8 protein-coding genes are annotated in these 12,260 nt (G+C 71.8%); 2 read left to right on the plus strand and 6 right to left on the minus strand.

Features of this window, described 5'->3' with window-relative positions; all coding sequences use genetic code 11:
• Positions 1-15: 15 nt before the first annotated feature.
• The 4 genes from ispG to CCN42_RS26790 form a co-directional block, all read right to left on the minus strand.
• Complete coding sequence (gene ispG / locus CCN42_RS26775) at positions 16-1,173, minus strand: flavodoxin-dependent (E)-4-hydroxy-3-methylbut-2-enyl-diphosphate synthase (RefSeq protein WP_086739445.1); 1,158 nt, start codon at positions 1,171-1,173, stop codon at positions 16-18.
• Between the two features lie 171 nt (positions 1,174-1,344).
• Positions 1,345-2,637: a M50 family metallopeptidase gene (locus CCN42_RS26780; RefSeq protein WP_086739453.1), complete on the minus strand. Its 1,293-nt coding sequence runs from the start codon at positions 2,635-2,637 to the stop codon at positions 1,345-1,347.
• 8 nt (positions 2,638-2,645) lie between these two features.
• Complete coding sequence (gene dxr / locus CCN42_RS26785) at positions 2,646-3,824, minus strand: 1-deoxy-D-xylulose-5-phosphate reductoisomerase (RefSeq protein WP_245877473.1); 1,179 nt, start codon at positions 3,822-3,824, stop codon at positions 2,646-2,648.
• A 316-nt stretch (positions 3,825-4,140) separates the two neighbouring features.
• The gene (locus CCN42_RS26790; protein WP_086739447.1) at positions 4,141-6,081 is read right to left on the minus strand and encodes an acyl-CoA dehydrogenase family protein; all 1,941 of its coding nucleotides are present in this window, start codon (positions 6,079-6,081) and stop codon (positions 4,141-4,143) included.
• 329 nt (positions 6,082-6,410) lie between these two features.
• Here CCN42_RS26790 and CCN42_RS26795 point away from each other — a divergent pair, with 329 nt between their 5' ends.
• Together CCN42_RS26795 and CCN42_RS26800 are read left to right on the plus strand one after the other, a co-directional pair.
• Complete coding sequence (locus CCN42_RS26795; protein ID WP_086739448.1) at positions 6,411-7,424, plus strand: LacI family DNA-binding transcriptional regulator; 1,014 nt, start codon at positions 6,411-6,413, stop codon at positions 7,422-7,424.
• Positions 7,425-7,566: 142 nt separating this feature from the next.
• Positions 7,567-9,609 (plus strand): glycoside hydrolase family 31 protein, encoded by a 2,043-nt coding sequence (locus tag CCN42_RS26800; protein WP_086739450.1) that lies wholly within the window; start codon positions 7,567-7,569, stop codon positions 9,607-9,609.
• A gap of 51 nt (positions 9,610-9,660) precedes the next feature.
• On the opposite strand, the gene CCN42_RS26805 is transcribed toward CCN42_RS26800, so the two are convergent.
• Complete coding sequence (locus CCN42_RS26805) at positions 9,661-10,377, minus strand: glycoside hydrolase family 12 protein (RefSeq protein WP_086172689.1); 717 nt, start codon at positions 10,375-10,377, stop codon at positions 9,661-9,663.
• 34 nt (positions 10,378-10,411) lie between these two features.
• A partial coding sequence (locus tag CCN42_RS26810) for a glycosyl hydrolase family 95 catalytic domain-containing protein (RefSeq protein ID WP_086739451.1) occupies positions 10,412-12,260 on the minus strand: 1,849 nt, incomplete at its 5' end.

Genomic DNA, 12,260 nt, shown 5'->3' on the forward strand with positions numbered 1-12,260 from the left:
GCGGGTAACCCCGGGTCAGCCCGCGACCGCCACCGACGGCTCGCCGGAGGCCACGCCGTCCGCCTCCATCTGGGCGGCCAGCTTCATGGCCTCCTCGATGAGGGTCTCGACGATCTTGGACTCGGGGACGGTCTTGATGACCTCGCCCTTGACGAAGATCTGGCCCTTGCCGTTGCCGGAGGCGACGCCGAGGTCCGCCTCGCGGGCCTCGCCGGGGCCGTTGACGACGCAACCCATGACGGCGACGCGGAGCGGGACCTCCATGCCGGTCAGGCCCGCGGTGACCTCTTCGGCCAGCTTGTAGACGTCGACCTGGGCGCGCCCGCAGGACGGGCAGGAGACGATCTCCAGGCCGCGCTGGCGGAGGCCGAGGGACTGCAGGATCTGGAGGCCGACCTTGACCTCCTCCACGGGCGGGGCGCTCAGGGACACCCGGATCGTGTCGCCGATGCCCTCCGAGAGCAGGGCGCCGAAGGCCACGGCCGACTTGATGGTGCCCTGGAAGGCGGGCCCGGCCTCGGTGACGCCGAGGTGCAGCGGGTAGTCGCACTGCGCGGCGAGCTGCCGGTACGCCTCGATCATGACGACCGGGTCGTTGTGCTTGACCGAGATCTTGATGTCCCGGAAGTCGTGCTCCTCGAAGAGGGACGCCTCCCACAGGGCGGACTCGACCAGGGCCTCGGGGGTGGCCTTGCCGTACTTCTGGAGCAGGCGCCGGTCGAGGGAGCCCGCGTTGACACCGATCCGGATCGGCGTGCCGTGCTCCTTCGCCGCCTTGGCGATCTCCTTGACCTTGTCGTCGAACTGCTTGATGTTGCCCGGGTTGACGCGGACGGCGGCGCAGCCGGCCTCGATCGCGGCGAAGACGTACTTCGGCTGGAAGTGGATGTCGGCGATGACCGGGATCTGCGACTTCCTCGCGATGACCGGCAGAGCGTCGGCGTCGTCCTGCGTGGGGCAGGCGACGCGGACGATCTGGCAGCCGGAGGCGGTCAGCTCGGCGATCTGCTGGAGGGTGGCGCCGATGTCCGAGGTGCGGGTCGTCGTCATGGACTGGACCGAGACCGGCGCGTCCCCGCCGACCGCCACGGAGCCGACCTGGATCTGCCGGCTCTTCCGGCGCTCGGCGAGCTTGGTCGGAACGGACGGCATGCCGAGAGAAATCGCAGTCATCTGCTGTGCAACCCCAAGTCGTGGATCAAGGTCCCGGTCCCGTCAGCGGCGGGCTCCGGGCTTCGAGATTACGGCACGGGCCATGGACTGAGCACATCCCGCCGGCAAACCACCCGAAGAGTGGGCGGCCCGGAGGGTGAACACCGCCGGGCCGCGTCGAACGCCGGGCGGCTACGAGATTCTGACCGGGTTAACGACGTCCGCGATCAGCACCAGGATGGTGAAGCAGATGAAGATCCCGGCCACCACGTAGGCCACCGGCATCAGCTTCGCCACGTCGAACGGGCCGGGGTCGGGGCGGCGCAGCAGCCGGGCGGTGTTGCGGCGCAGCGACTCCCACAGGGCGCCCGCGATGTGCCCGCCGTCGAGCGGCAGCAGCGGGAGCATGTTGAACAGGAACAGGGACAGGTTGAAGCCCGCCACCAGCATCAGCGCCATCGCCAGCTGCTGGGTGGGCGGGATGTCCAGGGTGAAGATCTCACCGCCGACGCGGGCCGCGCCGACCACGCCCATCGGGGAGTCGGGCTCGCGCGGGGCGCCGTCGAAGGCGGCGTTCCACAGGGCGGGGATCTTGCCTGGCAGGGCGGCGAGGGAGTCGACGGCCTGGCCGACCCGGTCGCCCATCCAGGTCACGGAGTCGCCGAAGTCCTGCTTGACCACGCCGGTGGCGGCGCTGAAGCCGAGGAAGCCGGCGGTGACGTACTCGCCCTCGACGACCTGGCCGTGGGAGTCCTTCTTGAGGACCTGGTTGGTGGCGATCGTGGCGTGCAGGGTGACTTCCTCGCCCTTGCGGTCGACGACGATCGCGACCTTCTCGCCGGGGTGGGAGCGGATCAGGTCGGACAGCTGGTTCCAGTTGTCGGTGCGCACGCCGTCGAAGGCCACGATCCTGTCGCCGGCGCGCAGGCCCGCCGCGGCGGCCGGCGAGGCCGGGTCGGAGGCCTTGCAGGTGTCACGGGCCTGGCTCTGCGGGACCACGCACTTCTGCACCTCGCTGACCGCGGTGGTCTGCTGGGTGACGCCGAAGCCCATGAGGACGACCAGGAACAGCGCGACGGCCAGCACCAGGTTCATGAACGGGCCCGCGAACATCACGATGACCCGCTTCCACGGCTTGCGCGTGTAGAAGAGGCGGGTCTCGTCGCCCGGCTTCAGCTCCTCGAAGGCGGCGGAGCGGGCGTCCTCGATCATGCCCCGCCACGGGGAGGTGGAGCGGGCCTCCAGCTTGCCGTCGGGGCCCGGCGGGAACATGCCGATCATGCGGATGTAGCCGCCGAACGGGATGGCCTTGATGCCGTACTCGGTCTCGCCCTTCCTGCGCGACCAGATGGTCGGGCCGAAGCCGACCATGTACTGCGGCACGCGGATGCCGAACAGCTTGGCCGTGGAGAGATGCCCCAGCTCGTGCCAGGCGATCGAGATCAGCAGGCCGACCGCGAACACGACTATGCCGAGGATCATCATCAGGGTCGTCATGCACGGGCCTCCGCCGTCATCGCCGTCAGTTCCCGGGCCCGGGCGCGTGCCCAGGTCTCCGCTTCGAGGACGTCCGCCACGGTGAGCGAGGTTCCCGTGCGCGGGGTGCCGTGCTCCTCGACGACCCGGGTCACGGTCTCGATGATCCCGTTGAACGGCAGCGCGCCGCCACGGAACGCCTCCACGCACTCCTCGTTGGCCGCATTGAACACCGCCGGTGCGGTGCCCGCGAGCTCGCCCACGTGCCGGGCGAGGTTCACGGACGGGAAGGCCTCGTCGTCGAGGGGGAAGAATTCCCACGTCGAGGCCTTGCTCCAGTCGAAGGCCGGGGCCGCGTCGGGGACGCGTTCCGGCCAGCCGAGGCCGATGGCGATCGGGCCCCGCATGTCGGGGGGCGTCGCCTGCGCCAGCGTCGATCCGTCCGTGAACTCCACCATCGAGTGGACATACGACTGCGGGTGCACGACGACCTCAATGCGGTCGAAGGGAATGTCGTACAGCAGGTGTGCCTCGATGACCTCCAGACCCTTGTTGACGAGGGTCGCGGAGTTGATGGTGATCACCGGGCCCATCGCCCACGTGGGGTGGGCGAGGGCGTCCTCGACGGTGACGGCGGCCAGCTCCTCCTTCGTACGGCCCCGGAAGGGCCCGCCGGAGGCCGTGACGACCAGCTTGCGGACGTCCGCGCGGGTGCCGGCGGCGAGGGCCTGGAAGAGGGCGGCGTGCTCGGAGTCGACCGGGATGATCTGGCCGGGCTCGGCGAGCGCCTTGACCAGCGGGCCGCCGACGATGAGCGACTCCTTGTTGGCGAGCGCGAGGGTGCGGCCCGCCTCCAGGGCGGCGAGGGTCGGGGCGAGGCCGATGGAGCCGGTGATGCCGTTCAGCACGGTGTGGCAGGCGGAGGCGGCGAGCTGGGTGGCCGCGTCCGGGCCGGCCAGGATCTCGGGCAGCGGCTCCGGGCCGTACGCCGCGCTCAGCGCCTCGCGCAGCGCGGGCACCACGTCCTCGCGGGCGACCGCGACCGCCCGCACCCGCAGCCGGCGGGCCTGCTCGGCGAGCAGGGCGACCCGGCCGCCGTTGGCGGACAGGCCGGTGACCCGGAAGCGGTCGGGGTTGCGCAGCACGAGATCTATGGCCTGGGTGCCGATCGACCCGGTGGAGCCGAGGATCACCACGTCCTTGGGGCCGTCGTCCGTGACCGGGTCGTAGAGGCGGTGCGGATCCGCGAGGGCGCGGGCCGCGGGCCCCGTCGTCCGCCCGGGGGGCGGGCCCTGCGGCGTCAGGAGCGTGCTCTCGCCGTGCCGGGTGCCGGCCCGCGTACTGGGCGTAGCCGGTGCGGAGCCCGGTGCGGCGAGAGTGCGTGCGTGGCGTCGCGGGGCGGACGGGGCCTGCGGCCCGCGCCCTCGGGGGGATGGACTGTCGCTCATCCCCCCATTGTGGCCGCACGTGAGGGCTGTCAGGACAGGGCGTCCCTCGTGCGAGTGTCCTCGGTCACTCGGGGATGATCCGGCGTACGTCGGGCCGGGGGGTCCCGGGTGTGCGGGTGTCGGCGATCCAAGGGCCGTCGCCGGAGGGGTCGACGACTCCGTGCTCCAGCCACTCGTAGGTGCCCGTCAGGACGCCCTTGACGACCTTGCGGTCCAGGTCGTCGGTGTTGTCCCACAGGCGGGTGAACAGGGCGTCGACGCGCAGGCGGGCCTGGTGGCAGAAGGCGTCGGCGAGCTGGTAGGCCTCGCGGCCGTGGTCGTCCTGGGAGCGGAGGAGTTCCGCGCGGACGCAGGCGGCGCTCATCGCGAAGAGTTCGGCACCGATGTCGACGATCCGGCCGAGGAAGCCCTGCTTGGTCTCCATGCGGCCCTGCCAGCGGGACATGGCGTAGAAGGTGGAGCGGGCGAGTTTGCGGGCGGTGCGTTCGACGTGCCGCAGGTGCGGGGAGAGGTCGACGCCGCCGTGCCGGAACTCGGCGTAGGAGCGGGGCAGCTGGCCGGGCCCCGCGATCAGTCTGGGCAGCCACTTGGCGTAGAAGACGCCGGCCTGCGCCCCCGCCTTCGCCTTGTCCTGGAGGGACTTGTCGGGGTCGATGAGGTCGCCCGCGACGGAGAGGTGGGCGTCGACGGCCTCGCGGGCGATGAGCAGGTGCATGATCTCGGTGGAGCCCTCGAAGATGCGGTTGATGCGCAGGTCGCGCAGCATCTGCTCGGCCGGTACGGCCCGCTCGCCGCGCGCCGCCAGCGACTCGGCGGTCTCGAAGCCGCGGCCGCCGCGGATCTGGACGAGTTCGTCGGCCATGAGGCAGGCCATCTCGGAGCCGTAGAGCTTGGCGAGGGCGGCTTCGATACGGATGTCGTTGCGGTCCTCGTCGGCCATCTGGGAGGACAGGTCGACGACGGCTTCGAGGGCGAAGGTGGTGGCCGCGATGAAGGCGATCTTGGAGCCGACCGCCTCGTGCAGGGCGACCGGCTTGCCCCACTGCTCGCGGGCCGCGGACCACTCGCGGGCGATCTTCAGGCACCACTTGCCGGCACCGACGCACATCGCGGGCAGCGACAGGCGGCCGGTGTTGAGGGTGGTGAGGGCGATCTTCAGGCCCGCTCCCTCGGGGCCGATGCGGTTCGCGGCGGGGACCCGGACGCCCTGGAAGCGGGTGACGCCGTTCTCCAGGCCGCGCAGCCCCATGAAGGCGTTGCGGTTCTCGACGGTGATGCCCGGCGAGGAGGCCTCCACGACGAACGCGGTGATGCCGCCCTTGTGGCCCTGGGTCTTCGGCACCCGGGCCATGACGACGAGCAGGTCGGCGACCACCCCGTTGGTGGTCCACAGTTTCACTCCGTCGAGGAGGTAGTCGTCCCCGTCCGGCACGGCGGTGGTGGCGAGGCGGGCCGGGTCGGAGCCGACGTCCGGCTCGGTGAGCAGGAACGCGGAGATGTCGGTGCGGGCGCAGCGCGGCAGGAACCGCTCCTTCTGCTCGGGCGTGCCGAACATCTTCAGCGGCTGCGGGACGCCGATCGACTGGTGGGCGCTGAGCAGGGCGCCGACGGCGGGGCTGGCGGAGCCGACCAGGGCGAGGGCCTTGTTGTAGTAGACCTGGGTGAGGCCGAGGCCGCCGTACTTGAGGTCGATCTTCATGCCGAGGGCGCCGAGTTCCTTGAGCCCGCCCACGGTCTCGTCGGGGATGCGGGCCTCGCGTTCGATGCGGGCGGAGTCGATTCCGGTCTCGCAGAAGGCGCGCAGCTTCGCCAGGAACTCCTCGCCGCGGCGGACGTCCTCGCCGGCGGGGAGCGGGTGGGGGTGGATGAGGTCGAGGCGGAAGCGGCCGAGGAACAGTTCCTTGGCGAAGCTGGGCTTGCGCCAGTGCTGTTCCCGAGCGGCCTCCGCGACTTGGCGGGCCTCACGTTCGGTGACGGTAGGTCGGGTGGTGGGAGTGGCGGACATGAGGCTCACCTCGCCGCGAATCGGGATCAAGGTCCAATTGGTTACCGACGGGTGTTACGCGATCGTATGTACCCGATAACGGACTGTCCCACCACCCTTCGCGCGGCCGTTCGGCCGACCGGTGTTGCGCCGGGGGTGCCGCGGAGGGGACCGTGCTCCTGCGCCCCCGGCCGTTCACCGGCTGCGATCGGGGCGCGGAAAAGAAAGGTGTCGAAGCGCTTCGACACCCTATGGACACCCACCCGCGCTGGAGCTACTGTCGAACCACCCTCACCCACCATTGTTCGCATTGCGCATTGTCGAAGCGCTTCACAAAGCTTGGAGAGCGGATGGTCACCCTCGCCGAGGTCGCCCAGCACGCCGGAGTCTCGGCGAGCACGGTGAGCTATGTCCTCAGCGGCAAGCGGTCCATCTCCGCGACCACCCGGCACCGGGTCGAGCAGAGCATCCGGGAGCTGGGCTACCACCCCAACGCCGGAGCCCGCGCCCTGGCCAGCAACCGGTCGAACATCATCGCGCTGATGATCCCGCTGCGCACCGACATGTACGTGCCGGTGATGATGGAGATCGCCATCGCGGTGGCCACCACCGCCCGCACCCACGGCTACGACGTCCTGCTGCTCACCGGCGAGGAGGGCCCGGACGCGGTGCGCCGGGTCACCCGGAGCGGGCTCGCCGACGCGATGATCCTGATGGACGTCGAGCTGGAGGACGAGCGGCTGCCGCTGCTGCGCGGCACGGACCAGCCGTCGGTGCTGATCGGGCTGCCCACCGACACCACCGGACTCACCTGCGTGGACCTGGACTTCACGGCGACCGGCGCGCTGTGCGTGGAGCACCTGGCCTCGCTCGGCCACCGCGACATCGCTGTCATCGGTGAGGCCCCGGCGGTGTACGAACGGCACACCGGGTTCGCCGAGCGCACCCTCGACGGGCTGCGCGCCCGCGCCCGCGAGCTGGGCCTGCGGGTGCTGCACCGTCCCTGCGAGGGCGGGTACGACGCGATGGCGGCGACCCTCGCCCGGATCCTCGACGAGCGTCCGGCGACCACCGGGTTCGTGGTGCAGAACGAGTCGGCGGTGGAGCCGCTGCTCGCGCTGCTGCGCCAGCAGGGCCGGGCGGTGCCGGAGGACGTGTCGGTGGTCGCGGTCTGCCCGGACCAGGTCGCCGTCCAGGCGTCGGTGCGGCTGACGTCGGTCGCCATCCCGGCCCAGGAGATGGGCCGGCACGCCGTGGAGCGTCTGGTCGCCAAGCTGGACGGGCTGGGCGGCGACGAGGTCGTCCTGCTGGCGCCCGAGCTGACGGTCCGCGCGAGCACGGGCCCGGCACCCGCCGCTTCCTGACCCGCGCTCCCTGTTTCCCAGCCCCTCCCCTTTCCTGGCCTCCACCTCCCGGCTCGTCCCTCTCCCGGCCCGTCCTCCTCACCGGCTCTTCCCCGTCGTGGGCCCTTCCCGGGGCACCCCCTTGTCTTCAGGAGCACGCCACGTGATCCAGCCTGCCGAAATCCAGCCCAAGGTCAGCCTCGCGCAGTCCTCCCCCACCGTCGGCACGTTCCGCGAGCGGGACGGCGCGCTGGAGTGGAGCGGCCGTCAGGAGACGCTGCGGATCGAGCCGTGGGGCCCGGACGCGGTGCGGGTCCGGGCCCGGCTGGGCGGCCCGGTCCTGGACGGGCTGCCGGGCGCCCTGCTCACGGACGCCCCGCCCACCGAGAGCACCGTGAAGACCGGCGACGGCGAGGCGCGGCTGACCGTCGGCGCGCTGACCGTGCGGGTGAACGCGGAGGGCCTGATCCGCTTCGTGCGCACCGACGACGGCGGCGAGATCCTCGCCGAGGAGCGCGCGCACTTCTGGTGGCCGGGCCCGCGGCTGTACACCGCCGTCGGCAACGGCCACCACCGGCTGGAGCAGCGCTTCGCCGCGTACGACGGCGAGAAGCTGTACGGGCTCGGCCAGCACCAGCACGGCAGGCTGGACCAGAAGGGCCTGGTGCTCGACCTGGTGCAGCGCAACGCCGAGGTCGGCATTCCGGTGCTCACCTCCAGCCGCGGCTACACGCTGCTGTGGAACAACCCGGCGATCGGCCGGGTGGAGCTGGCGCACAACGGCACCCGCTGGGTGGCGGACTCGGCCCGGCAGATCGACTACTGGATCACCGCGGGCACCCCGGCCGACGGACAGCGCCGCTACAGCGCGGTCACCGGCCGCACCCCGATGCTGCCGGAGTGGGCGGCGGGCTTCTGGCAGTGCAAGCTGCGCTACCGCACCCAGGACGAACTCCTCGCGGTGGCACGGGAGTACAAGCGCCGCGGTCTGCCGCTCGACGTGATCGTCTGCGACTTCTTCCACTGGACGCACCTCGGCGAGTGGAAGTTCGACCCGAAGGAGTGGCCGGACCCGGCGGCGATGGTCCGCGAGCTGGACGAGCTGGGCGTCAAGCTGGTGGTCAGCGTCTGGCCGTCGGTCTCGCCGCTGAGCGAGAACCACCCGCTGATGGAGCAGCGCGGCTATTTCATCGGCACCCAGTACGGTCCGATGGCGCACGCCGACTGGCCGGACAAGGAGGTCGCCTCCACGGTGCAGGTGGCGTTCTACGACGCGACCAACCCGCAGGCCCGGGAGTTCGTCTGGTCCCGTGTCCGCGACAACTACCTGGTGCCGTACGGCATCAAGGCGTTCTGGCTGGACGCGTGCGAGCCGGAGCTGAAGCCGGGCTTCCAGGAGAACCTGCGCTACTGGGCGGGCCCCGGCCTCGAGGTCGGCAACCTCTACCCGGCGGAGAACGCCCGCACCTTCTACGAGGGGCTGAAGGACTCCGGAGAGGACGAGATCATCACCCTCAACCGCTCGGCCTGGGCAGGCAGTCAGCGTTACGGCGCCGCGCTGTGGTCCGGTGACATCGGCACCGACTTCGCGACCCTGCGCCGCCAGATCGCGGCGGGCCTCAACACGGCCCTGTCCGGCATCCCGTGGTGGAACACCGACATCGGCGGCTTCCACGGCGGCGACCCGGACGAGAAGGAGTACCGCGAGGTGATGGTCCGCTGGTTCCAGTTCGGCGCGCTGTCCCCGCTGATGCGGCTGCACGGCTTCCGCGAGCCGGGCATGCCGCTGGGCCCGGAGATGACCGGCGGCCCCAACGAGGTGTGGTCGTACGGCGAGGAGGCCGGCGCGATCCTGGAGCGGTATCTGCGGCTGCGCGAGCGCCTCAAGCCGTATGTCCTCCAGGCCATGCGGGAGGCGCACGAGGAGGGGCTGCCGGTGATGCGGCCGCTGTTCCTGGAGTTCCCGGAGGACCAGGCGGCCTGGTCGGTGGACGACGCCTACCTCTTCGGCCGGGATCTCCTGGTCGCCCCGGTGCTGACGGCGGGCGTCACGGCCCGCACGGCCTACCTCCCGGCGGGCGCGACGTGGACGGACGCGTGGACCGGGGAGACGTACGAGGGCGGTGCGGCCGTGACGGTCGACGCCCCGCTGGACCGCATCCCGCTGTTCCTGCGGGACGGGGCGCGGCTGCCCGTGGCGGAGTAGCCGCGGCGTGCGGGGGCGCCCGGAGAGGGGACCGGGCGCCCCCGCCTCGGGTCAGCCGCCGCTGACGGTGAGGTTGTTGGTGGTGAAGTTCAGCCCGCCGGAGGACGAGGTGATCTCGTAGCCGAACTGGACGTCACCGATGGTCTCGTTGCCCATCCAGCGCTTGGTGTCCTTGATCCACTTCAGGATCGGCAGGATGTCGACCGTGCCGGAGTTCGAGTCCGAGGTGCGCAGGAACGAGAAGACCTCGTTGTGGCCGTTGCTGCCCTTGTAGACGTTCCAGGTGTGGCCGCCGAGGCTGACGGTGCCCTGAGAGGTGCCGAGCGGGCCGACGGCGCCGTTGTGGTTGACCCAGAGCATGATCTCGTAGTCGTAGTCGGTGTCCCAGATGTCGTACGACGTGTTGTACGCGCCCGAGGACGGGACGGTGACGTTGTAGCTGCTGGTCAGCGAGCCGATCGAGGTGATCGGCTTGTTGATCACCTTCTTGGAGTTGGGGTACGACTTGATGCCGCCGGTGTTGGGGTGGTCGGCCCAGACGCCCCAGTTGGTCCCGGAGTTGGCCCAGACGCACTGGCTGCCGGCGCCGGAGCCCCAGATGTTGTTGTAGAGGGTGTAGCCGTTCAGCGTGGTGTTGCCCCACTGGTCGCAGGAGTTCCAGACGGCGGCCTGGGCGGGGGCGGAGGCCAGGCCGACGGTGGCACCGAGCGCGAGGGCCGGGGCCAGCAGGGCCTTGGTGATCCTGCGGAGTGCGGTGTGTGCTGCCATGGTGTCCCTTCCATGGGTGGGGGAAATGTGGGGGTCACCGCGTCGTCAGGTCGAGGACGCGGTCCTCTCCGGCGGCCAGGTCGAGCGGCTCGGCGCCGGAGGGGGTCCTGAGTTCCACACGGGTCGTGCGGGAGGGCCGGATCACGGCGGTCGCCCTCGCGCGGCTCCAGGCGAGGTCGACCTCGGCCCCGAACCGGGTGCGCACGCCGCGCAGTTCGCCCGCCGGGAGGTGCTCGGGGAGGGCGGGGAGCAGGACGAGCCGGCCGGGGGTCGAGTGCACCAGCATCTCGATCAGTACGGCGGGCAGGGTGTGCGCGGCATCCGCGTTGTAGACGTCGCGCCGGGGGTAGTGGGCGCTCATCAGGGAGGCGTGGAAGAAGTCGCCCGCCAGCACCTGGCCGAGCGCGTGCGCGACCCGGCCGGCGTCCCTGAGGCGGGCGGCGAGCAGGGCGTGGTGCAGGTGGCCGTGCGCGGAGTCGTTCTCGGCGCCGCGCAGTTCGAGCGCCCGGTGCGCGGCCTTCGCCAGGTCAGGGGTGTGGTAGGGGGTGATCTCGTCCAGCGGCCACACGCCGTAGAGGTGGCTGAGGTGGCGGTGGTCGTAGGCGTCCTCCAGGCCGGGCCAGGCCCATTCGGCCAGGGCGCCGTCCTCGTTGACGCGGTGCGGGGGGAGCCGGTCGGCGAGGGCGCGCCAGCGGTCGGCGTGCTCGGGGTGGTAGGCGGCGGCGGTGCGCAGGGCGTGCCGGGCGGCTGAGAGGTCCATGGCCGCGTTGAGCGCGCCCCAGCTCGCGTTCGCCGGGCGGTTCTCCGGTGAGTAGGAGGGGACGACGACCAGGTTGCCGTCGGCGTCGGTGCGGGTGAGGAAGTCCTCGTAGAACAGGGCGACTTCGGCGAGCGCGGCGGCGGTGCGGGGGTCGCGGGTGCCGTGGGTCTCGTCGTGGTCGACGAGCGGCTTGAGCAGCCAGTCGGCGCCCGCGGTCCACAGGTGCAGGGGGTACTCGCGGCTGAAGTGGTAGCTGTGCCCGGACTCGCCGTCCGAGTGCGCGGGGGCGACCGCGCCCCGGGTGCCGAAGACGGCGCGGGCGTTGTCCCGCCAGTCCGGGAGTTGTCGGTCAACCAGCGCGGCGACGGCCTCGGTGACCTCCGGGAGGGCGGCGGACGCGGCGCAGGCGGTCTGGAGGTTGAGGTTGGCGTCGTGGGTGAACGCGCCGGACCAGGCGGTGTTCCAGTCGCCGGTCCACAGGCCGGTCAGCCGGGGCGGGAGGGTGCCGCTCGCGGACAGCAGGTGGTAGCGGCCCGCGGCGAACAGGCGCTCCAGGAGTGCCGGGCTCTGCGGCCGGGCCAGCAGGCCGGAGCCGGGCAGGGCGCGCTCGGCCGGGTCGGCGGCCAGGTCGAGGGTGACCCGGGTGTAGGCGGTGCGGTGGAGGGCGGTGTGCCGGGCGAGGAGCGTGTCGTACGGCGTGCCGCTGAGCAGGTCGCGCAGGGCGCGGCCCTCGGCGACCACGTCCAGCTCACCGGTGTGGCGGCGCACCCGGGTGAGGAGCAGGAGCGCCGTCGCGCCCGCGATCCGGGCGCCCGGCGGGGCCAGTCTCGTCGTGCCGCCCTCGACGACGGCGAGGGTGACGCCGGTGTAGGCGAGGTCCGTTCCCGGGTAGCGCACGCGCAGGCTGAGCAGGGCGCCGTCGGGGGTGAGGACGGCTCCCTCGCCGACACCGAGGCCGTGCGGGGCGCCGGGGAGGCGGGGGTCGAGGCAGAGGCCGAGGGTGAGACCGGGGGCGGTGACGTACTGGACGATCACGTCGTCGGCGCGGGAGACGAAGACGCGGCTGGTCCACTCGCCGTGGAGGGCGGTGACCTCGCCGGTGGTGAAGTCGACCGTCCGCCGG

It is taken from the genome of Streptomyces glaucescens, from assembly GCF_002154375.1.
Taxonomy (GTDB): domain Bacteria; phylum Actinomycetota; class Actinomycetes; order Streptomycetales; family Streptomycetaceae; genus Streptomyces; species Streptomyces glaucescens.

Bases quoted from the DNA above. Each gene is read 5' to 3' on its own strand.
- ispG (WP_086739445.1), bottom strand. From the start codon at position 1,173: ATGACTGCGATTTCTCTCGGCATGCCGTCCGTTCCGACCAAGCTCGCC.
- CCN42_RS26780 (WP_086739453.1), bottom strand. From the start codon at position 2,637: ATGATGATCCTCGGCATAGTCGTGTTCGCGGTCGGCCTGCTGATCTCG.
- CCN42_RS26790 (WP_086739447.1), bottom strand. From the start codon at position 6,081: ATGTCCGCCACTCCCACCACCCGACCTACCGTCACCGAACGTGAGGCC.
- CCN42_RS26795 (WP_086739448.1), top strand. From the start codon at position 6,411: ATGGTCACCCTCGCCGAGGTCGCCCAGCACGCCGGAGTCTCGGCGAGC.
- CCN42_RS26805 (WP_086172689.1), bottom strand. From the start codon at position 10,377: ATGGCAGCACACACCGCACTCCGCAGGATCACCAAGGCCCTGCTGGCC.